This is a genomic window from Schlesneria paludicola DSM 18645 (assembly GCF_000255655.1).
Taxonomy (GTDB): Bacteria; Planctomycetota; Planctomycetia; order Planctomycetales; family Planctomycetaceae; genus Schlesneria; species Schlesneria paludicola.
This window is the reverse complement of record NZ_JH636434.1, coordinates 138,820-160,901: the sequence shown is the minus strand read 5'-3', so window position 1 is coordinate 160,901 and position 22,082 is coordinate 138,820. Positions and strand designations below refer to the sequence as shown.

Here is a 22,082-nt window from a genome sequence, read left to right as displayed (position 1 = left end):
TCTCATCCCCCTGCCAAAAGCGTTAACCGTACGAACGTAATATGACTTTCGGGTTTCAGACTGCGACGTTCATCCAGCGACTGGACCTGCACGTCATCGATCACGACGAGATAAAGCCCATCCTGAAATGCCACGAGCGCGGTCTCGATGGCCGCGTCCACGTCGACGGGTTGCAGCGGAACGTCAGATTTCCCGGAATCGATCTTCCCGCGGTCGACTCCCGCGGAGATTTCCTTCTCCGTCAAGACGCGTAGAAACTGACCCTGTTGCTGACGATCTTCGAATTTGTGGACTTGTTCGCGTACGATTTGTGAAATCAACTCACGAACCGATTGCGGCTCGTCGGATGCCGAAGTGACCGGCACCCGAAAGTCATCAAACAGCGGACGTCGATGTCCCAATGACTTACCGTGAATGAATGGCATTCCATGCCTTCCTGAGTTAAGAGGGAGGACGAGCCAACGAACGATGCCTGCAGCTAAGTTTGGCGATTTGTATACACTGATCGCTAGCCGCGAGCAAATGACATTCAGTCTTCAGATTGACTGAGAACAGCGTTGTGTTGCACGCCATCCGATACAACTAAAAACAATTACGATCGTGCCAGCGGCTGTCCAAATTAAAGCACGATTGCCATTCGCATTCTTCAATAGTGCGAGGGTCGCTTCACGTTTGGCGTCGTCAGCCAATTCGACCGGTAGTAGGACTCGATCGAGCATGAAATGTGGCAGAGTTGGCTCAACGACGAGGCCGAAAAACACCAGAAATGCTCCCGTCGTTAACAGCCCAGCAAAACTTCTGCGTACAATGATGCCATTGTCAGTTTTCATGTAACGTCCTTGACTGAGAGAGGATCGCCATGCGAGAAATCATTCCGAATCTCCTCTGGCTCGGAAATGCTCGAGATATGCGTGATGTGTCGAAGGTCCTCGAACTGGAGATTATCGCTGTCGTCGATCTCGCTTTGGAAGAGGCGATGGTCAAGTATCCCCGAGAAATTGTCTATTGCCGTTTCCCGCTGTTGGATGGTGAAGGGAATTCGCATTCGATCCTACAGGTCGCAATCCAGACGATCGTGCTATTGATCAAGATCAAGGTCCCTACGCTTGTGGCCTGCGGAGCAGGCATGAGTCGATCACCGGCGATTGTCGCAACCGCGATCGCTCTAGTTCACGCAGTCCCCGCTGAGCACAGTCTTAATATGATCAGCGAGCATGGTCCACTGGATGTTGCTCCGGCACTATGGAATGAAGTGCAACAGTGCGTCAACGAAGCTTGGCACACGAATACGCAATAAATACTGACCGCGGTTTTCGACGAGTCTCAAGTCTCAAGTCAGCAGTTGCGGGGCGCGTGGAAGTTCGAGTCGTCGAGTGATTCCGATGGCGTTCAAAAACGGCTCGTCGTGGCTCACAACCAAAAGAGCGCCATCATAGGCCTGCAGCCCGGCTTCAACGGCTTCGATCGAGTCAATGTCGAGATGATTCGTGGGTTCATCAACAATCAAGAGCGGTGGAGGTGTCGCTCCGCCCAAGACACATGCCAGACCCGCACGCAGCAACTGGCCCCCGCTGAGCGTCGCCACATTCTGAAGTGCCGTATCGGCGCGGAACATGAATCGTGCCAGCGCCATTCGGCAGGCATTCTCATCAGACCCAGGGTTAAGCCGAAGATAGTTGTCACGAATCGACGTCGCAGGATCGAGAAGACACATCCGTTGATCCAGAATGGCATACGCCGTCAAAACCTCGACCGTCCCCTGCCACGGTTTCAATCCGGTCGAAGCGAGAGCGAGCACGGTTGTCTTGCCAGATCCATTGGGCCCCACAACGGCAATCCGCTCTGGACCGATAATACTGAATGACAAGTTGGTCAGGATCGGCCGATCAGGAAAATAGCCGACCGTGACCGATTCAAATTTCAGTACCGTTTTGCCAGCAGGCAAATGTGTTGGCGGTAGGCAGACCGTTAGCGGTTGGAGAATTTCAATCCGTTCACGAGCGACCTCTGCGTCATCCTGTGCTTGCTCACGACGTCGCTCGGCCAGACGCGCGTTCTCACCACTGGTTTTCTCGCTCCGGTCCTTTCTGGCACCCAGTAGGATTCGCGGTGCTCCACCTTTGGCGGCGTTGGCGTGACCAACTCCGCTGGTTCGTGCATGGCGTTCGGCGGTTGTCTGTGCAGTGCGGGCCACATCTGCCACACGCTTTTCCGCATCTTCCAGATCGTGTTTTGCCGCAGCGAGTTCTTGTGATTTGAGTTCACGGTAGGTACTCCAATTTCCGCCGTATCGCGTCGCGCCGAGTGACGTCAATTCGACGATCGAGTCCATGACTTCAAGCAGCTCGCGATCGTGGCTGACAACAATCACCCCTGACCGCCAGATGGTGACGAGATCAATCACCGCTTCGCGCCCTTCGCGATCAAGATTGTTTGTCGGTTCATCCAGTAAAAGAAACTGCGGCTCTTTAATGATGAGCGCTGCAAGTCCGACGCGCGTGCGCTGTCCACCCGACATCGTGGTCAGCAACGTGTCTGGCATTGCATCAAGTCCGACTCGCCCCAATGCGGCTGTCATCCGCGTTTCCAGGGTCCAGTCGATGTCAGCCAGTTCGTCGGCTGTCGCATCGCCACGCTCAGCGCGTTTCAGAATGGCCCAATCCGCCGTGACGCCGAAATGATCGGCAACCGTTTCGTTAGGGGGCACCTGAACTGTCTGCCGTAGGACGCCCAAGCTGCCATTAACGGAGATTCGTCCAGACAGCGGCTGCAGTTCACCGGATATCAGTTTGAGAAGTGTGGTCTTACCGACACCATTGCGACCGACGAGTCCTGTTCGGACCGGACCGAAGTTCAAACACAGTTTCGAAAAAAGCGGCGGCCTATCCGGTGCACACCAGGTGAGCTCTGACACATTGATGGAAGCGGGCATACGACGAATCCCTCCGATGACGAGGCGGCAGAACGTAAAACACAGCGAAGTCGTTGATTCGTCTTCATGATGTTGTCACAGCCTCCTCTCAATGGCAGGAATCGAACGCCGTCCAGACACGCAACCTTGATTCAGGTTCGCGCACTTCCGCGATGCCAATTTCGTCGTTTCGACGGGCCTACCTCGACTGAAATCCGACTTTTCTGAAGGTTCATGCGAGATTTGGCTCTCGACGCGGATGCCGACGCTGATCGCACAACCATCCGTCCAGCCATTGACGGCGGTTGTAACAGGCGCCAGGTTGTCGGTCGATTCCGGCGCGGCCGCTTCACGCCATCCAGGCGAAGGTGGAAACGAACAGGAGGGCTGACAGCCATTTGCGGCGATCAGCCCTCCTGAGTTTGTTTTTTAACAGCACCAAAAAGAACGGGGAGGTCGCTACTTGGCCCCTGCCTTGAAGGCTTCAGTCTCAAAGGCCGCGTTGACGTCGAACTTCGCTTGTGCAGGCGTTGCCTTGGGATCCTTGATTAGCGGGCCGGCCGACTTGGTCATCTGAAGTTTCAGCTGATTGTCATTGACCGCATCGACGTTTGCCTGGAGAGGCGAACTGCCGAAGTCTCCATAGATCTTGGGGTAGAGTCGCGGCGGCTCACCGGGATCGATTCCCACTGCCACCCGGTACTGTCCGGCGGGAAGTCCATCGCCTGTCTTGAGGGTCGTGAACGTAATCTTGCCCGACTTATCGACGGTGCCGACCGCCGAGCGATTTCCTTCCTTCAATGGGATCAATCGAATCGATGTGGGGCCGAATGGCTCACCGTCCAGCGATAGTTCGCCGGAGGCCGTGTAGATCTTGACGCCCCCACCCCCGCATCCCGCCATCGTCAGTAGCAGAGCGCATCCAAAAATCAACGAAATCGTTTGACGTTGCATTCTATATATCCATCTTGCAATAGAAACAGTTGGCAAAAACGGAACGGGCTCCTGGTCGCCCAGGAGCGTCTCGGTCATGTTCAAGTTCCGAGAGGGACCCATCCCGACTTTTGTGGGGGCCTCATGGCAATCGCTCGCAGCCTGTCGAAATAATGGGGATTGGCGGTGTACAGACTCAAAAACGCCATGGACTCTTGGATGCCAAGGTGCCTGTCCCCTTATTTCAACAAGCTGCTCGACGAAATTGATGCGATCGCAGTCGCCCGGGTGCGATTTCCGCTTGTGAAACCGATCCGGACCCACAATCAGAATTCCCCCGTCACTTCTCCGTTGTGGCTCGTATTGATCGAGTTCCACAGCACCCAGTCAATGTTGGCATTGATGAAACGGACCGACCCGTCGGACATGGTCACTTGAATCCCGCCAGTGTGAGGGCTCGATGCGCCTGGCCATTCTTCATTGATCCCGCTTTGAGAATTGAAGAACGGTGAAAGCATATAAGGAGCGGCTTTGAACCAATCTGACACGGGCGTACCATCAGGATGAACATACGCCAGCCCATTCAAATCCATACCACCGGCTTGCTGCGCATAAGTGAATGTCGCACCGACAAAGGCCGCTCGGAAAACGGCTTCACCCGCTCCCTTTCGAGGAGTCCCGGTTCCGTTCGTCTGGCTAGGGCCGTTCTTGTAGCTGTTTGAGGTCACTTCACCCAAAAGGACGGTATTCGACGTTCCATCCGTAATGTCTTTGATTCCTTGATTGACCAATGGGGTGAAGACACCGCCAGACCAATAAGGATGGGCGGTCGCATCACCGTCGTGATCGCGTGAACCCCGTGACCACCAGTCAAATCCATGAGCCGCGGCGTAGTTCGTGATCGAGACACCCCATGTTTGTCCGGGAGCGGTGAATGAGGGGGCATCAGATGGGCACAAGAACGCAGGAAGTACGGTCCCTTTGTAGTTCTGTCCCCACACCGGCTGATTGAAGTCGATCGTGTTATACAGGTTTCCCTGATCAAGATAAGGCAGGATTGAGGCGACCCAGGTGTGATGGTAGGGGAGGTAAGTCGCGCCGTTCAGGTAGCCATAGGTCGCCACCTGAGGGAATTTTCCCTGGACATCGACGTAGTTGTGCAATGCCAATCCCAATTGCTTCAGGTTGTTCTTGCATTGCGTCCGACGCGCGGCTTCGCGTGCCTGCTGGACTGCCGGAAGGAGCAAGGAAATTAGCACTGCGATAATGGCGATGACCACCAGCAGCTCGATCAGCGTAAAGCCGAGGCTGGACTTCATACCACGAGATGAACCGCGTTCGGCGGACATCAGGCCCTCAGACTGAAACTGAGGCTTCCTTCTGGGGTGAAACAGCGATGTTTTCATTCAGATACCCATTCTTTAAAAAGAAACGTAAACAAGAGACCCAAAGCGATAGAAGGCGATGCTCGAAGCCTTCACCAGAAATGGCATGATCGCCATTGTGATAATCAGGCAACTTGGGCCAGCCGCACAGGCAACTTCCTGTCGATGCGTCTTGGCACCACGCCATTTCCGAATGCCGATGCGTGGAAAATCACTCAGCAACCTAAAAGAAAACGGGAATGCAGGATTGATAAAACTTGTAAAAAGCTTTTCCACGACGTCAGAACGAGTGCAACTCAACGAAATGCACTCGTAAAATGTCAAGCCCGCGAATGACACTCTGACATGGCGCGCACACTCACTGTGCGTAACAAGACCGGGACTGGCACGAGGTCGCTCAGGAAAATCTCATAATTTTCAAGCTGAAGGCCGCCAATCCCTGTTTTGTCAGGTCCTCTAAAAACCGTATTCAAACTCGACATTTCACGATCCTGAGAGCAATCAGAATCGATTCTTCTCACCACGAAACCGCGCGAGCTCCCGTCGGCCCAACCCGGAACCTTCGTTGTATCACTCGAATTTGAAGCCAGATTATGAAGAGATTGCCACAAATTTAGTATATCTACCAATTTGCACACGTCAATACTTGGCTCTATCAGCAATGTCCTGACATGATGTTATAGCAAATGTTCATATGTTTGTGCTGATGTGGGCAGTCTTTGTATAGGTGTTGTTCACGTCGTTGTTCTTGCCTGTGTGATGTTTGCGTTACGTATGTTCACGTTGTCTCCGCCTTAAAGAAGTGACATCTTCGCAAGTACCGAACTCATTCAATGGTAAGAAACTCGCGAGTGTCGAAAGTTGGGAGCATGCCCCCGGCGTGCTTGCCACAGAGATCCAGGATCGGGCTGATGTTTTCAAACAAATGAAAACGTGTCGCGATGCTCCGATCCAATCGAGAGTTCAATGTTTGACAAATCTGCAAGGGACCGCTGATGTATGCGGCGACGCAGCGAGAAGAAGTGGGAGTCGGTCATTTCATCGAATCCGCGGTGCCGCGCTCTGGTGCGACTCTGGGTTAGCAGTATCAACAAGCAAATGCGGCAAGATTGCGTCGTTGATTGTCGTGGCCTTGACCCTCTGTTCTCGGCGATCTTAAGCGGGGCAGATCGAGAACACTCTGTCACATCGAACTCGGCGAGTGGGTGATCCAAGATTCGAACACAACTGTGTACCGTTCCTCGACGATGCGGGACCAAGGAATCGGCTGGCAATAATCACCAAACAAGAAACCGCAATGAACCGAGAAATTGGTGAAACTTTTGCAACGGCTGCAGAAGGTAAATGAAAGCCGATTGGTACAATGCCCTCGCACGCATGGTTTGTACGAGACATTCGGTCAACGAGGGAGTATCGTGGATTTCATCTTTCGAAAGAATCGACGTGTCGGCATGACACTACTCATCATGACCGTATTTTACACGGCCAACTATGCATACCCTTCCACGCGCTTGGGAAAATATTCGAGAGCAGCGTTGATCGTTTCGATGATCGTGGCTGCCCACGCGCTGGTACTGCTGGGAATATGGCTCAGGCATACGCTGTCTGAGAGTGCTCAATATCGACGTGCGTCGATTGCCTGCACCCTGTTGGCAATGACGTTTCTAATGTTTACGGTATTTCAAGGGCCCTAGTCTGCCTTTGGGTGTCTCAAAGGGGCGATGCGACTGGTTGTGGACATTTTTTGAAATCAAGGGGATCGAACCGAGCAACAACGTCAACGAGCGAGCGTTGCGTCCGGTCTTGATTTGGTGGAAACTTTTGTCGGCAGACAGAGTAAGCGCGGAAGCTGCGTTGTGAAAACAATCCCGACAATTGTCGAGACCTGCGGGCAGCAAATCAGGAGCGGTTTCGCCTTCATCTCCGAAGCGGTTCAAGCGTAATTGGCCCAACGATCCGCGCTGTCACTGCCGGTGCGGATGTAATTGACGACTTGGGGAGCACGATGATCGATCCGGTTTTCGATGTCACAGCGGCCCATCGATTGTTTGCTGCGAACTGCTTTAATGAGGCTTGGGAGTTTATCGAAAAACGCGACCGGACTCGGGACGACGAAGAGCAGATGCTGCTCTTGGCCTATGCTTCAATGTGGCACTGGAGCAAACGACCTGATTGCACTCCAGCGAAGAAATCGATTGGATGCTGGCAAGTCTCTCGAATCCATGCGATTTTGGGCCGAGCCGATGAATCGCGCCGATATGCGCAACTTTCGCTGGAACACAGCAGCGAGGAAGATCCGTTCTTGGTCGGCTACGCATATGAGGCCTTGGCCCGGGCAGAGTTGGTCGCCAACAATCTCGCAAAGTCAATGGAGTATTTGGCGGAGGCAAAACGTTACGCCGAAGTCGTGACCGACACAGAGGACAAGGAGTTACTCGTCAGCGACCTGCGATCTCTAACGTCGTGAAAAGACCACCGTCCCAGATTGGGAACGATGACATGGCGCTGTGTCCCTGGTGCCCCTTTCGTTTTCATCTATGTTTAATCTCGCTCATTGTGGCTCGCTCCCTACGACTGGTCGGGGGTTTGGAGCCGATTGAGGTTTCGAGAGAAAGAGCCATGCGGAAAGCAGGAGCAAACCGCCCACCAGAGAAAGATAAGGAATCGTCAGATGAACGACGGACGAATATCCACGGTGGGGAAAGTACCCATCCAAGTAATATCGAGTCTCGAAGCGAATTCCATCGGGGGATGACACAACGGCCTTCCCTACTGTGTAATCATTGATTGCAAGCTCATCACTGACGTAAAAGCTTCGCACCCAGCCAGCCGCAATCAGGCACGCCGCCAGCAGCATCACAACTCCGAATTTTCGTTTCCAACTCCTGAAGAACTCTCGCATGGTCGGGTTCCTCGCGTATGTGTGACGGTTTGTCTGTAGTCTGGCAGCGCAACAGGAGGAGGGCAAGAGTTGGGACGTTCCGAGAACCGTTCGAAGGATCGGAAATGTACTGAGACTGCTATCGAATATGAGCGACCCGACGGTCAGCTAAGGTTTGTGGGGGGGGGATTCTGCTCAATTGCATGGCGTGCATCTGTGTCCTCATTTTTTTTTATCGTCACGGCAGGCCTTTGTGCTGCTTTAAGTGCCTGATCGAGAAGTCGCCGTCCTGGCAGCGGATCGATGTACGAAATGAAATCGTCGTTGGGAGCGTGAGACGCAGAGTTTCGGATCGAGTTCGTCGTCATTGACGCGTGCGACGAGCCCATTGACACGAACATCGCCAGCAATGGTTTTGTCTGAGGAACTGGCATCAAACTCCAACCGATCGGCGAATTCTTTGACAGGGGGCTCCACTGGGCTCACTTCCCCGAAGGGGGGGCTTGGATTAACCTATGTCCACGTCATAACTAGGCCTGGATGCCGCCCTTTCACTGTTGGATTCACGATGCTCGATTTGCAATTTGTCTGCGATAATCTGGAGACGGTTCGCAAGAACTGTCAGGAACGTCATGTTGATGTCAATCTGGATGGTTTGCTGGAATTGCGTGAATCGCGAAGCCAGATGATTGTGGCGCTGGATCGCGACCGGCAGCGGCAGAACGAAATCGCCCAGGCGATTCCGAAAGAGAAGACGCCCGAAGCCCGTCAGGCACTGATCGAACAAGGCAAGGCCCTGAAGTTGTCGGTGCCGGGCCTGGAACTGCAGTTGAAAGAGATCGAAGCCAATATTCGATCGGTTCTGGTCACGATTCCGAACCTCACTCATCCCGATGCGCCTCGTGGGGATGAGGCCGATTCGAAGGCTGTTCGCACCTGGGGTGAGATTCCAAAGTTCGGCTTCAAGCCGCTGGACCATGTCGCACTGGCCGAAAAGCATGACCTGATTGACCTTGAGGGCGGTGCCCGAGTGGCCGGGCACGGGTTCTATTTCCTCAAGAACGAGGCGGTTCTGCTCGAACTGGCTTTGACGCAGTACACCGTTCAAAAGCTGATCCAGCACGGTTTCACGCTGCACACCACTCCCGACATGGCAAAGATGGAAGTGCTCGAAGGGACCGGTTATCAGCCTCGGGGAAATGAAACACAAATCTATTCGATCGCCGGAATGGATTTGTGCCTGGTCGCAACCGCCGAAATCACGCTCGGCGGACTGCTCAAGGATCACATCCTCGATGCCAGCCAGTTGCCGATCAAGATGGCTGGGATTTCGCATTGTTTCCGGACGGAAGCCGGGGCGCATGGAAAAGCCAGCCGTGGCATTTACCGCGTGCATCAGTTCACCAAGGTGGAAATGTTTGGATTTACCGCTCCTGACGTGGAAGCGTCGGACGCGCTGCATCGCGAAATTGTCGCCATCGAAGAAGAAGTCTTTCAGGGGCTTGGCATTCCCTATCGCGTACTCGATATCGCCTCGGGAGACCTGGGTGGTCCCGCCTATCGCAAGTTTGATCTCGAAGCCTGGATGCCAGGGCGTGGTGAAGCAGGCGAATGGGGCGAAGTGACTTCCGCTTCGAATTGCACCGACTTCCAGGCCCGGCGACTTGGGATTCGTTGCAAGTCGCCCGATTGGAAGGGAACCAAGTACGTTCATACGTTGAACGGGACGACCGTGGCCGTGACCCGGGCGATTATCGCGATACTGGAGAACTATCAGCAGGCGGATGGCAGCATTATTGTTCCTGAAGTTCTGCGTCCTTGGGTTGGGAAGGATCGGATTGGCTGACGCCATCAGCACGATTCCCGTTGGAGACGCTCGATCAGGCGAACCCTGGTCGGGCGCCTGTGTCCAACCCCTGACGACCTTCCGATCCAGTGATCTGCCGCGCTCAACCGGTCACGATGCCTTCTCACTTGATTTGAAAGCAGCCCCATTGAAAACCATGAAGGCCCTGGTCAAAGCAGAAGCAGCGCGTGGCTTGAAACTCACTTCCGTTCCGGTCCCGACGATCGGCATCAATGATGTCCTGATCAAAGTGGATCGAACGGGAATTTGTGGCACGGATGTGCACATCTATAAATGGGATGCCTGGGCTCAGAAAACAATTCCGGTGCCGATGGTTGTCGGGCATGAATTCGTGGGCGAGATTGTCGAGGTGGGGTCCAACGTCACGGACTTCCATCCCGGAGAGGTGGTCAGTGGCGAAGGCCACGTGGTGTGTGGCCGCTGTCGAAATTGCCTTGCTGGCCGCCGCCATCTGTGTAAAGACACGAAGGGGGTCGGGGTCAATCGCCCGGGGGCCTTTGCGGAATATCTGTCTCTGCCGATGACCAACGTCTGGCATCACCGGGATGACATCGACCGGGACGTGGCTTCGATCTACGATCCATTCGGAAATGCGGTCCACACCGCACTCTCGTTTCCTGTGCTGGGGGAAGATGTCTTGATTACCGGGGCAGGCCCCATCGGGATCATGGCCGCGGCCGTCGTGAAGCATGCTGGAGCGCGGTACGTCGTCATCACCGATGTGAACGAGTACCGACTGGAACTGGCTCGAAAGATGGGGGCGACCGTTGCGCTCAACGTGACGACTGGAACGCTGGCTGATGTTCAGCACGAGCTCGGCATGAAAGAAGGTTTTGACGTCGGCCTGGAAATGTCCGGAAATCCTCAAGCGTTTCAGGACATGTTGGCTAACATGGCCCATGGTGGCAAAATCGCCATGCTGGGGATTCCCGCCGAGCCGATTGCCATCGATTGGAATCTGGTCGTCTTCAACATGCTGACGATCAAGGGGATCTATGGGCGTGAAATGTACGAAACGTGGTACAAGATGGCCGTGATGCTTGAAAGCGGTCTGAACATTCGCCCGGTGATCACACACCGCTTCCACTACACCGAGTTCGAGAAAGGCTTCGATGTGATGATGTCGGGCCATTCGGGCAAAGTGGTCTTGAACTGGAAGGACTAGGTGTGTCGATTCAGCGTGTCGTCGAGCATGTGGCGACAGCCGTCGCAGCGGTTGCGGGCGCCTTGCCGGGACGCGGAAAATCGATCGACTTGTTCGGCGTCATCGTCCTGGCACAGGTGACCGCGCTGGGTGGCGGGACGCTGCGTGATGTGATTCTCGATGCTCGTCCGGTGTTCTGGGTCGCAGATCCCAGCTACGTCTTGACCGCGACGTTGTCGGCGATGGTTCTGTTCGTCGCGGCCCGCTTTTGGCGGATGCCTGAAAAATTCCTGCTGCTTGCCGATGCGGGAGGTCTCGCACTCTTTACCGCCCTGGGTGTTCACAAGTCACTCGCCCTGGGGGTATCGCCGCTGGTTTCGGTGGCAATGGGCGTGATGACCGGCGTGGCAGGAGGCATCATTCGTGATGTCTTGACTCGTGAGATTCCGTTGGTCTTTCGCCATGAAGTAACGCTCTATGCTACGGCCTCGTTTTGTGGGGCTTCTGTCTACGCCGCGCTGTATGGTCTGATTGACGGATCGACCGTCTGGGCGTTGGGGATTGCCACGACACTGCTGATTCGGCTGGCGGCAATTCAGTGGAAGTTGAAGTTGCCGTTGTTTCACGCCAAGTGACGTGAATTGTGCGGCGTCCGCGACCTGATTTGCTGAGCTGCGATCCGATGCGGATCGCGGTTTTGAGTCTCACGGAGCCGAGTTCGAGGTTATTTGAATGCGTGATCTGTGCGGGGGCGTATTCGCACCCTGCACCCCGTCGCCCCTTGGCTTCGAGTTCAACGCTTTGTGGTTAGCAGATCCGGCCGCGGCGCTGTGACGTCGCATGTCCGGGTGGAGTTTGACCGATCCATCGCTCGTCGATCGGCTGACTGGCGAGCTGATAGCGCGTGTCGGTTGAGAGGCGGATGCGGTCTGTTTGGTTGTCGAGGCTACCGTGAATCAACTTCATGTTGAAAATGACGGCGTCGCCCATCTGGAACTCGGGCGATGTCAACCAGCGTCCGCCAAGGCTTTTCTGCAGCCACACGGCATTCCTGGTGAGCGTGCCGTCCCACCACTTCCGGCCGGATGCATACTCGTCGGCGTCAGGGCGGTTGCTGCAATAGTTGTCCACGTCGCGTGAGAGATACGGATTCAACCGTTCGCTGTGATGATGCGATCCCTCGAGAACAAGCAATCCGCCCAGATCCAATTCGACATCCCCCAGCGGTACCCAGGTCGTGTAGAGGTCGTGTGTTCCGCGGCCCATGTAGACCAGATCACAGTGAATCGGGCTGCCCAGTCCCGGCCCCTTCGTTCGAAACCAGATAAAATCAAAGTGGGCGACCGGCCCTCCGAGAAAATTGTGAAAGAAGTCGGTGATGCGTTCGCCGAACACTAACTCGCGCAACACGGGATCATGTTGATTCAGGGGATTTCCCATGGCGCGACCGACCTCGCGATCACTAAAACGGGCTTCGTCAGTCGGCGTTCCCGGTCGCAAGAAGCCAAGGTCGTGCAGTTGTCTGGTGATGGAGTCCCGTACGGCCTGGACCTGCGCTCGATCCCAGAATTCACGCAAATAGAGATAGCCATCGTGCTCCATCTGCTCGCGCAGTTGCTCAACGGGAACGTCCAGATACGTTTCGCGAAGGAAGCCGAAACACGCGGGAGAGAGATCCAGCGGCTTACCCAGCGTGAACAGGGGTTTCGGTTTCGGATCGGCCGCCGGTTCCACAATCAGAGACATGGCGCGTTTTAACTTTCCGCAGCGGGTTGGGTTGGTGTTCGCATTCGCCGATGGCGGACTTGGGAGTGTGATGTTGGGGATGGCGAACAAAGCGTAATGTTGAGGGACTCAGAGAGTTTAGCGACTCACAAATCCATTCAGAAAACGCTCATCGGCAAGTGCATGTCAAATATGACGGGCAACTCGCAATTCGGCAGTGCTTGACGGAGTGAGACAAATCCTCGACGCGTCACGCGCGATTCGGCCAAATTGAGAATTTGCAATTCGTGCAGGTCGAACAAGACCTCAACACCAGCATCGCTCACCAGCGTATTCGACAGTTTTAGTATCTGAAGATGCGACATGGATTGCAGGTGTTTGACTCCTGCATCCGTGATCTTTGTCCCATCCAAGTGCAGTCCTTGCAGGCCCGTCAGTGGTCGCAAATAGCCGAGTCCAATGTCTGCAATCCCTGTGTGATTCAACCCCAGGCCGCGGAGTTGCGACAATCGTCCGAGTGACTTGAGACCTTCGTCGCTGACATCCGAAAGTTCCAAATCCAGCGTCTCGAGATGCTTCAGCAGGCACAAGCTGGGAACGACACGGTCGGTGTTCTTCCCACGGTTAAGATTGACGACGGTGATTCGATCAAACAGGGGGAACTGTGTTCGAAGCGATGGCGTCAGCCATTCGGGGCCGAAATATTCTGTACTGAAGGTTCCCCCCATCGATTCAACGTGTCGGGCCACGCGGCGTTCACTGAGGAAGGGAATCAGAATCGTCAGTGCGAGAAACACCGGAATCAACAGGACAACGCCCACGGTTCCAAACATCAAGGGCATGCGCCGCCGTGCGAGCCACGCAATCACTCGATTCGGTTCCACTCGGTTGAGATCTTCCCGTGACAATTCAACCTTCTTTCGTTGTCGATATTTTGAACATACCAAGGAGTTTAACAGCCTGTTGAAGCAAGGGGGACAGGCAACTTGGCGTTCACGATGTCATGGCGTTTTTTCATCTGGCCGGAGCCGGTCCCCGTTACTTCAATAGGCTGTGAAGCGGTGCCTCGCGACACGCAATCCACGCGACGTCGAAGATGTTTCCTGGTTTTATGAATGCGGCTCAATCAAATCATGAATCACTTTCGCGGGTAGGACGCCCGTCAGCTTTTCGCGGAGCCCGTGTTGATCGACGGACAGTTCATCATGATTCAGGCCAAGCAGGTGCAAAATCGTCGCATGCCAGTCGGGGACACTGACACGGTCTTCGACGGCGGCAAACCCCAATTCGTCTGTCACGCCATACGTGAAACCTTTTCGCACGCCGCCGCCCGCCATCCACAGGCAACCCGCGTTTTTATTGTGGTCACGGCCTGATTTTCGCTCGTCTTTATCGGCCGACAATTGGGCGATCGGAAGACGTCCGAACTCACCGCCCCAGATCACAAGTGTGTCCTCGAGCAAGCCGCGTTGTTTAAGATCCTGCAACAAGCCTGCAATGGGAAGATCGGTTCGATCGCAGGCCGCCTTCATATCGGTTGCCAATCCGGTGTGATTGTCCCAGATCTGGGCATTGATAAACAATTGGACGAACCGCACTCCGCGTTCAACCAAGCGTCGGGCGATCAGGCAGCGGCGGCCGTAGGAGTCGGTTGTCGGCTGTCCGATCCCGTACAGCGATTGAGTCGCTGCCGTTTCGGCGGATAAATCCAACGCTTCACTTGCTGAAAGCTGCATTCGCGCGGCGAGCTCGTACGTACTGATTCGTGCCTGAAGTTTGGGCTGATCGGGGCGACGACTGAGGTGCATTCGATCGAGCCGCCGCAGCAAATCACGCTGCATGTCTACCACGGCCCGCGGTTCTTCCTGTTCCGGGCGAAGATTGAGCACGGGCGAGCCGGTCGAGCGAAAGCGTGTTCCCTGATAAATGGGCGGCAAGAATCCCGAGTGCCAGTTCTCAGTTCCATTGATCGGCAATCCCAGCGGATCGTCGAGCACCACATACGCGGGCAGATTCTGCGATTCACTTCCGAGCCCATATGTAATCCAGGAGCCGAGCGTGGGATAGCCCGAGACCATGCGGTTCGTTTGAATCAGGTACAGAGCTGGCTCATGCGTGATATTGGTTGTATACATCGAACGAACCAAGGTCAGTTCGTCGACGTGTCGGGCGATATGAGGAAGTGCGTCCGAGACCCACATTCCAGATCCGCCATGTTGAGCAAACTTGAACGGGCTGCGCATCAGCGCGCCGGCATCCTTCACATTTTCGACTTCCCCTGCAATCTTGTCGAAATACGATTCACCGTGATGTCGATCCAGCTCAGGCTTTGGGTCAAACAGATCCATCTGACTCGGCCCGCCATTCATAAAGAGATGAATGACCGATTTCGCACGTGCGGGCAACGGCGGTCGACGAGGCCGCAGGTCCGCGACTTCCGAGGAGTCGTCTGAACGCAGGTCCTGTTGCAGGAGGTGTAGCAACGCCGCACCGCAAACACCTGTCCGGACGTGTGAAAAGAAGTCGCGCCGTGAAACAGGACAATGACCCGATTCAAAGATTCCCAAGTCGCGTTCCATTGAGGGCCTCAGTCGAGGTAAAGGAAATCGGCGGAGTTCAAAATCGTATGACACAGGGTCGCCAGGGCGCGGCGGGATGCCTCATCACGATTGGAGATTTTGTCTGACGTCGCCGATGATCGCCAGTTGTCGCGAAGCTGCGCGAGTGCCAGTTCGCACGCCGCAAGTTCGTCAGGGCGAGGCGTCCGAGTTAACGCGATGCGATAGACTTCCACGATTTGATCGGCGTCCGAGGCATTCGGATTCCGGTCATACACGTTCCGCCAGACGCGATCTGCAAACTGTGTGGCCAGGCGTCGAATCGCGGCATCGTTCCACAGATGGAGTGCTTGGGTGGGGACCAGAGAATCGGTTCTTTGCAGGCAATTCGGATTCATGGCGGGAAGATCGAAACTCTCCATGAGCGATGGCGGGTGCTTGCGAAGCTGTTCCGCGTAGATGCTGCGACGACGGCCGCTCAACACGAGTCCGTCCCCGCGAATCAGAACGGGCTCAGAAGGTCCGCCACCAGTTTCAATCAACTCTCCGGCAAGCAAGGCGATTGAATCTCGCAATTGTTCGGCATCGAGCCGCTGCAGCGGCATTCTTGACAGCAACCAGTTTGCCGAGTCAGCCACTTTGGCCACGGAGGAAATTGATGAACTCTGGCGATAGGTGGTCGTTGACACCAGTTCGCGATGCACGGATTTGAGGGACCATTCGTGACGAATGAAGTTGAGCGCGAGGTGGTCGAGTAATTCTGGATGCGTTGGACGATCACCGGTCTTTCCAAAATTTCCCAAACTGCGAACGATTCCCTGGCCGAAGTGATGTTTCCAGATTCGGTTGACCATCACTCGCGCGGTGAGCGGCTGTTGCGGTGCGATCAGCCACTTCGCAAAGGCCAGACGCCGTCCAGTCGATTTGGCGCCGGGCCAGGGGGGAGTGATTTCGAATGGAGTATCACCATTCAAAATGGCAGGAACGCCTGGAGCTACAAACGAACCGGGTGTCAGGTAATTCCCACGGCGGTACATGTAGGTCGGCGAAGGCTCGCCCCGATCCCACAGCGCCATGATCCGCGGTTCGGGTTGCCGTTTTGCTTCGAGATCTTTGATCTTCTGCTGTACGTCGGGTGTCGAAGGAGACTTCGCAAGTTCGTCCAGTTGTCGTTGAATTTCGGCTTGATGTGCCTCCCAGCGTTGCCGCTCGTCCGTGGTGACGTAGGGGAGCAATCGCTCGCCCATCCCGGCACTCATCGCACCGCCGAACGACTTGAGCTGTGGCTTCAGCCAGTCGTGTTCATCGTACGCCCCTTTAAAAATCGCGACCAGACGATAATAGTCGCGCTGGGGAATCGGATCGAATTTATGCGTGTGGCAGCGGGCACATTTAAAGGTCATTCCCATCACGCCGGCCGTCAGCACATCAATGGAATCGGCCGTGACTTCCAATCGATCCGGCACGAAGCCGGTCAAATTGGCCCAGGTTGGATCGGGAGCCAACCGTAGAAACGCCGTCGCGACCAGATTGTCTTCCAGTTGCTGCGTGATCCGGGGGGCGTGCTCGTAATCTGCCAGTTCATCTCCGGCGATCTGTTCGAGCAAGAAGCGATCGTATGGTTTGTCGTCATTCAATGATCGGATGACATAGTCACGATATCTCCAGGCGGCGGGACGAGGCAAATGCTGCTCGCGCCTTCCTTCGCAGTCGGCGTAACCCGCGACACCCAGCCAGTGCGTTCCCCACCGCTCGCCGTATCGTGGCGATGCCAGCAAGCGATCGATCAGTCGCTCGTAAGCGTCGGCCGACTGATCCGCAAGAAACTCATCGGTTTCTTCAGGGGTTGGCGGCAGACCGATCAGATCGAATGTCAAGCGTCGCAGCAGCGTCGCTCGGTCTGTGGATTCCGAGAGCGAAAGTGCCTTGGTTTGAAGTTGCTGAGCCACAAGTACGTCAATCGGTGACCTCAAAGGATTCGTGGCCGAGACGTTCGACAGACTACGCAAGGCGGGGATTGTGACGGGCTGGGGTGGGCGGAAGGACCAGAACTCTTTGTCCTGTTGGCGAACGAGTGGATCTTCTGGTGTTGCGGCGAGGTCAGGTGGTTCGTCAGCCAGCGGTGCGCCCGACTCAATCCAGCGCGTGATTATTTTGAGCTCTTCGAGTTCCATCGGTTTGACGGAAACTTCGGTTAAACGCTGATGCGGCGGCATTTCTTCAGCGCGGACTCGTTTAAGCAAGAGACTCTCGTCGGGCTTTCCCAAGACGATCGCGGGCCCCGATTTCCCCCCCTTAAGCATCGCCGCTCGATCACGAAGATCCAGTCCCCCCGATTGTTGGTGGCGCCCATGGCAGGCCGTACACCGCAGGAGCAAGATCGGGGTCACATCGTGCTGGGTGACGGCCCGCGGTTGCGTGGCCGCTTCCTGGCCAAATGATGCCCCGTCATCGATCCATCGGCGAATCAATTCCACTTCTGCTTCGGAAAGCGTGCCCTGCTGGTCGGGAGGCATTTCTCCGTGCTTCACGACCTCGAACAAGCGGCTTCCCGCCGAATTGCCGGCGAGCACCACCGCACCCGATTCGCTCCCTTTTTCGATCATCGCTGGCGTGTGCAGTGCCAGCTCGCCTTTCTGAGTCTGAGCGCCATGACACTTCCCACACTTGTCTTTGAGCAATGGCTGAATATCGGCGGAGAACGAAGGGGAATTTGCTGTGGCGGCTTCAGCTGACTGCTGCGCCAGCGCAAACCCTGACGACGTCATACCTGTGGCGACGACGATCAGTCCGATGAACACCAGATGGCTTTTCGGGCGAAGTCTCATAGGTCGATAACCAGGAAAGAGAATCAAAATCCCGACAGAGAATCGTAGTCGATCGTGGCTGGATTAGGGAATCGGAATCAGAATTGGGGCGACCGCAAAAGATTAACATTCGACGCGCGTGCTGCCGCGAGCAGAATTTTATGTGTGATCCACCTCGTAGCACTTTGGGACAAAGTGGATGTTCTGGTATACATTGCGTCTACTCGTCGGGAATTTGCGACGAGTGGGATTTCGGGATGGGCTCGTTCATGAATCAGGCATTCGTATTCGATCCCTCACGAACCCGTCGAAGCTTCAAATATTCTCATTCTAGAATGGAGTCTGACGAATGAAACGCGCTCTACAAATGTGTCTGATGTGCCTCGCGCTGGTGACGTCCCTGCGTGCCGCAGAGAATGACGCCGAACTGAAACCATTTCAGGGACACTGGGAGGTGATCGAACTAGTCGAAGATGGTCACGTCATTCCTCCCGATGCGATCCGAGAATGGCTTCCCTCCGGTGGTCGATTTGAGATCATCGACAACTCACTGACGTACAAGTCTCCCGAGGATGGAAAAAAGCACGCCCGAGTTTTTGAGATCGATCCCACGCAGTTCCCGAAAGGGATTGACCTGTTGAGCCGGGACAAAAAAGAAGTCCTGGGAATCTATCGATTTGATGAAGGCAAGCTTGTTGTCTGCCTGTCCGACGCCGCCGACGGTGCACAGCCAACAGAGTTTTCGGCCAAAAAGGGATCTAAGCGAATGCTGATGGTCCTGAAGAAAATGTCGGTCGCGGACGCGAGCGCGAAAGCACCGCACTCACCACCGCTGACGGGCGGCTCAAAAATTCTGTCGGACGAAGAACTGACGAAGATGCTGCCGGGGGCATGGCGGTATCGCGACGACATTGGATCGCTTGTGCTGACAATTCGCAGCAACGGCACCTGGTCGACGATCCGTGAAGTCCAAGAGTTGCGACTTTTCCAAAAGGTCTTCGTGCGAACGCCAGTTTCAAACGGAACTTGGGTGGTCAAACGAGGGACGCTGAGTCTGCTTTGTACGGCTTCATTGCATCCTGATCGCGTGAATCACACGATGCCATTTACGGTCCGCTCAATCTCTGAGAACGACTTGATCTTCGTGGACTACATGGGGCGACTTGGCCGCGCGTCGAAGGTGGAATAACTATTCGTGACGGTATTGAAATTTCAGGGAGAGGCCCATGTCGGAAGCTCCATTGCCAGATGATCCGATTGTGGAACACCGCGAAAAGCTGCGACAAGTGGCTTACGTCGCCAGGGAACGCGTCGGCGAACGCCTGAACGACGTGTGGTGGTGGTTCCTGATTCGGGGTGTGCTGGCGGTGGGGTTGGCGGTTGTCGCGCTGTTTTGGCCGCAGAAGACGATCAGTGTCCTGGTCAATATTCTGGGGGCATACTTCCTGTTCGACGGACTGCTTGGCGTGATCGGGGCATTCCGCTCGGGTGGTCGCAACGGATTTCCCCTGTTCTCGATCGTCAGTTTGATGGTCGGCGCGATCTTACTCTTTTGGACGACGCTCAGCGTGAGGGTCTTCCTGACGCTCGTCGGTGCTTGGGCGCTGCTGCAGGGGATTGGCCTGTTTCTGTCAAACCGAAGTCAAGGCGAGGATGCCGAATCAAGTCGCTTGTTCGCGATCCTTGGTGCGGTTCTCGTCCTGATCGGGTTGATCCTGGTCATTTGGCCAAGCACGGGCGTCGTGGCCATTTCGTGGCTGATTGCGGTGGTCGCGTTGATCCTAGGTGGAGTCCTCTTGTTCGTCGCCGAGCGACTACGACGTCTCTCTCGTCGTATTGATCAGCGGGTATGACGGACACCGTCTTCGCACGTGGGACGCAATGTTTTCTGGAATCCGCCCCGTTTTTTTGAAGAGAAGTTACCGTGGGACTCATCAAGTGATGCGGGTGGTTTTGAATCCGTGCGGAACCCGAGTCCCGTAGCCGTGTCGAATCAATTTCAGATGCGGTTATAGAAAAGTTCCCACACGGGAATTACCCGTCCATCGGGGGTGACCCGATACAGATATTCGAGGCGATCGCCTCGACGCGTGTGCAACTTCAGCTTCACGACGGACTCGCCTTGATTGCCGCGTCGGTTGATAAAAAACTCGACGCGTTTCCAATCTGTCTTGTCACCCCACAACTGAAATTGTCGATTGAGCGCTTCGATGTCGTGCTGTTCGCGGTCTTCATCCGGAACGGCTGTGAAACGGGCCGATTCCATGCTGACGGGATTGTCACCGAAGAGAACCTCGAACTTGTCCCTCATCCGTTCATCGTTTTCCATGAGCTCATCCAACGTCAGAAAGACGGCACGTTTGAGCGGGGGTTCGCACCTTTTCGGAAAGACGACGACGTGGAAGTGGTTTCGGTTGATCTTTTGCGGACGTGTGCCTTCAAGTCGGATCGCAATTTGTCGAATTTCCCAAACGAGGCCGACGATTGCGATCAGGCATATCGCACAAATGAAGAGCAAAACAGTTCGGCACCCAATGCGTTTTGGTTGTTCCATTCGGCATTGTCCCCAGATCTCGCGCGCTCTGTGTCAATAAAGGCATAATCTTCCTGTCACTTGTCATCTGTTGGAAATGACACGTTTAACAAGTCGCCGATATCCAGCCGATGAACTTCTCACAACAGCAGGATCTTCATCCATGACCGTTCATTGGGCTGTCTTCGGAACTTAAAGGTTCCGAGGGAATCATTTCTGATTTTCCGTATTTGTCTCGCAGTTGCAGAAACTCTGCGTTTTTGCGCTCGCTACCGAAAAACGCGCTCGCCCGTCGAAGGTTTGGATTGTTCAGTACGGGTAGAAGCTGCTGAGGAATTTGCTTACGTCCGTCGATGAGAAAAAACTCTTTAAGAGCTGGTGCTGTTTCCAACGCCGTGAAATCATGAAGTGCCTTGAGGTTTTCGATTCCAACCCGCCGCAGGCTTCTTGAATCGCTTAGCCGAGGAAGCTGGGCGATGTGCGGTAGAGATTGTAGAAAGAAGTATTGAAGGCCCGGCAGCGTCGAGATGAACTGAATGTCGTGTAGATCGCGGATCTGCCATAGCTCGAGATACTGAATGCTCTGCATCCCTTCGATCGCTTTGAAGTTTCGAATTCCACCGAGTTTGATCGCGAGCGAACGGAGCGTGGGTAATTTCGACAGGTAGCCAACGTCAGGTGTCGTGATGGATCTTAGTGTGACTTTCTCAAGATCTGGTAAGTCACTGATGACTTCAATGTCTTTGCAGTGCCCCTCGAGATAAAGATTTCGGAGCGAGCGAAATCGCCTTAAAGGGGCAAGGCTCGGTTTCTTCGATCGAGTTGCGGTGAGGCTCAGGGACGCCAATTTTGGCGAAATGCTTTCGAGGACGTTGAAGTCGTGAAGTTCGAAGATGCCAAGTGACAATGTTTCCAAATTTGGAATTAAGGCGATGCTCTCGATGCCACTCGCTTGCATCAGGCAGTCTGCCGCAAAACGGCGAACGTTTGGCAACAGGCGTACGAAGTTAAGATCACAATTCGCCGAATAATGACCATAAACTCTTATCTGAACATCCGGTCGCACTGTGCAGAAATGTTCGTTTAGCACACTCCACACCGCGTCGCGTACGGGGGCCGAGCATTGTAAGACCTCGAGTCGTGGCTGCTTCGCAAGCTCGTGAAAATCGCGCACCGATGCAGACGATTCAAGCTCGGCGCGAGTCGCATCGTGCATCTTAATTCCGCCAATGCGCACCGTCGTATTTGAGCCGAATAGATTCATGGCAAACCTCATCCGATCACCTATCTTACAAAAAAAAATGCCGGAAGGTGTTCCACTGCGATTCGGATGCAATG

Annotated in this window: 19 protein-coding genes; 8 read left to right on the top strand and 11 right to left on the bottom strand. The window is 54.9% G+C overall.

Annotated features, from left to right (window positions below; translation table 11 throughout):
• Positions 1 to 2: 2 nt before the first annotated feature.
• Positions 3 to 425: a hypothetical protein gene (locus OSO_RS0100980; protein WP_010581727.1), complete on the bottom strand. Its 423-nt coding sequence runs from the start codon at positions 423 to 425 to the stop codon at positions 3 to 5.
• Between the two features lie 434 nt (positions 426 to 859).
• On the opposite strand from OSO_RS0100980, the gene OSO_RS0100970 reads away from it, so the two are divergent.
• A complete protein-coding gene (locus OSO_RS0100970; protein WP_010581725.1) occupies positions 860 to 1,297 on the top strand; it encodes a dual specificity protein phosphatase family protein in 438 nt (145 codons plus the stop codon).
• 33 nt (positions 1,298 to 1,330) lie between these two features.
• On the opposite strand, the gene OSO_RS0100965 is transcribed toward OSO_RS0100970, so the two are convergent.
• From OSO_RS0100965 to OSO_RS41615, 3 genes are all read right to left on the bottom strand, one after another.
• Positions 1,331 to 2,932, bottom strand: a complete 1,602-nt coding sequence (locus tag OSO_RS0100965; protein ID WP_010581724.1) for an ABC-F family ATP-binding cassette domain-containing protein — start codon at positions 2,930 to 2,932, stop codon at positions 1,331 to 1,333.
• A gap of 438 nt (positions 2,933 to 3,370) precedes the next feature.
• Entirely contained in the window at positions 3,371 to 3,865 is a 495-nt protein-coding gene (locus OSO_RS0100955) for a hypothetical protein (RefSeq protein ID WP_010581723.1), read from the bottom strand.
• A 305-nt stretch (positions 3,866 to 4,170) separates the two neighbouring features.
• Positions 4,171 to 5,250, bottom strand: coding sequence for a DUF1559 domain-containing protein (locus tag OSO_RS41615; protein WP_010581722.1), 1,080 nt, complete (start codon positions 5,248 to 5,250; stop codon positions 4,171 to 4,173).
• A gap of 1,394 nt (positions 5,251 to 6,644) precedes the next feature.
• Between OSO_RS41615 and OSO_RS0100930 the strand changes: the two genes are divergently transcribed.
• Positions 6,645 to 6,923, top strand: coding sequence for a hypothetical protein (locus tag OSO_RS0100930; protein ID WP_029246522.1), 279 nt, complete (start codon positions 6,645 to 6,647; stop codon positions 6,921 to 6,923).
• Positions 6,924 to 7,234: 311 nt separating this feature from the next.
• The gene (locus OSO_RS0100920; RefSeq protein WP_010581719.1) at positions 7,235 to 7,696 is read left to right on the top strand and encodes a hypothetical protein; all 462 of its coding nucleotides are present in this window, start codon (positions 7,235 to 7,237) and stop codon (positions 7,694 to 7,696) included.
• A gap of 84 nt (positions 7,697 to 7,780) precedes the next feature.
• On the opposite strand, the gene OSO_RS0100915 is transcribed toward OSO_RS0100920, so the two are convergent.
• Positions 7,781 to 8,131, bottom strand: a complete 351-nt coding sequence (locus OSO_RS0100915) for a hypothetical protein (protein WP_010581718.1) — start codon at positions 8,129 to 8,131, stop codon at positions 7,781 to 7,783.
• Positions 8,132 to 8,678: 547 nt separating this feature from the next.
• Here OSO_RS0100915 and serS point away from each other — a divergent pair.
• The 3 genes from serS (at position 8,679) to OSO_RS0100895 (ending at position 11,756) form a co-directional block, all read left to right on the top strand.
• Positions 8,679 to 9,956, top strand: coding sequence for a serine--tRNA ligase (serS, locus tag OSO_RS0100905; protein WP_010581716.1), 1,278 nt, complete (start codon positions 8,679 to 8,681; stop codon positions 9,954 to 9,956).
• A 157-nt stretch (positions 9,957 to 10,113) separates the two neighbouring features.
• Positions 10,114 to 11,142 carry an L-threonine 3-dehydrogenase, zinc-binding type gene (gene tdh / locus OSO_RS0100900; RefSeq protein WP_010581715.1) on the top strand — a complete coding sequence of 343 codons (1,029 nt, stop codon included), beginning with the start codon at positions 10,114 to 10,116 and terminating at the stop codon, positions 11,140 to 11,142.
• A gap of 2 nt (positions 11,143 to 11,144) precedes the next feature.
• On the top strand, positions 11,145 to 11,756 hold the full coding sequence (locus OSO_RS0100895) for a trimeric intracellular cation channel family protein (RefSeq protein WP_010581714.1): 612 nt from the start codon (positions 11,145 to 11,147) through the stop codon (positions 11,754 to 11,756).
• Between the two features lie 172 nt (positions 11,757 to 11,928).
• Here OSO_RS0100895 and OSO_RS0100890 read toward each other — a convergent pair whose 3' ends face one another.
• The 4 genes from OSO_RS0100890 to OSO_RS0100870 all read right to left on the bottom strand — a co-directional run bounded on the left by OSO_RS0100890 (position 11,929) and on the right by OSO_RS0100870 (position 18,232).
• A complete protein-coding gene (locus OSO_RS0100890) occupies positions 11,929 to 12,867 on the bottom strand; it encodes a phytanoyl-CoA dioxygenase family protein (protein WP_010581713.1) in 939 nt (312 codons plus the stop codon).
• Between the two features lie 137 nt (positions 12,868 to 13,004).
• Positions 13,005 to 13,754 carry a leucine-rich repeat domain-containing protein gene (locus OSO_RS47275; RefSeq protein ID WP_010581712.1) on the bottom strand — a complete coding sequence of 250 codons (750 nt, stop codon included), beginning with the start codon at positions 13,752 to 13,754 and terminating at the stop codon, positions 13,005 to 13,007.
• A gap of 201 nt (positions 13,755 to 13,955) precedes the next feature.
• Positions 13,956 to 15,425, bottom strand: coding sequence for a DUF1501 domain-containing protein (locus tag OSO_RS0100875; RefSeq protein WP_010581711.1), 1,470 nt, complete (start codon positions 15,423 to 15,425; stop codon positions 13,956 to 13,958).
• Positions 15,426 to 15,433: 8 nt separating this feature from the next.
• Positions 15,434 to 18,232: a PSD1 and planctomycete cytochrome C domain-containing protein gene (locus OSO_RS0100870; RefSeq protein ID WP_010581710.1), complete on the bottom strand. Its 2,799-nt coding sequence runs from the start codon at positions 18,230 to 18,232 to the stop codon at positions 15,434 to 15,436.
• Positions 18,233 to 18,560: 328 nt separating this feature from the next.
• On the opposite strand from OSO_RS0100870, the gene OSO_RS0100865 reads away from it, so the two are divergent.
• Positions 18,561 to 19,400, top strand: a complete 840-nt coding sequence (locus OSO_RS0100865) for a TIGR03067 domain-containing protein (RefSeq protein WP_010581709.1) — start codon at positions 18,561 to 18,563, stop codon at positions 19,398 to 19,400.
• 37 nt (positions 19,401 to 19,437) lie between these two features.
• Complete coding sequence (locus OSO_RS47270) at positions 19,438 to 20,064, top strand: HdeD family acid-resistance protein (RefSeq protein WP_010581708.1); 627 nt, start codon at positions 19,438 to 19,440, stop codon at positions 20,062 to 20,064.
• A gap of 146 nt (positions 20,065 to 20,210) precedes the next feature.
• Here OSO_RS47270 and OSO_RS50530 read toward each other — a convergent pair whose 3' ends face one another.
• Complete coding sequence (locus tag OSO_RS50530; RefSeq protein ID WP_157604924.1) at positions 20,211 to 20,540, bottom strand: hypothetical protein; 330 nt, start codon at positions 20,538 to 20,540, stop codon at positions 20,211 to 20,213.
• 361 nt (positions 20,541 to 20,901) lie between these two features.
• Positions 20,902 to 22,008, bottom strand: a complete 1,107-nt coding sequence (locus OSO_RS51540; protein ID WP_010581706.1) for a leucine-rich repeat domain-containing protein — start codon at positions 22,006 to 22,008, stop codon at positions 20,902 to 20,904.
• Positions 22,009 to 22,082 lie beyond the last annotated feature (74 nt).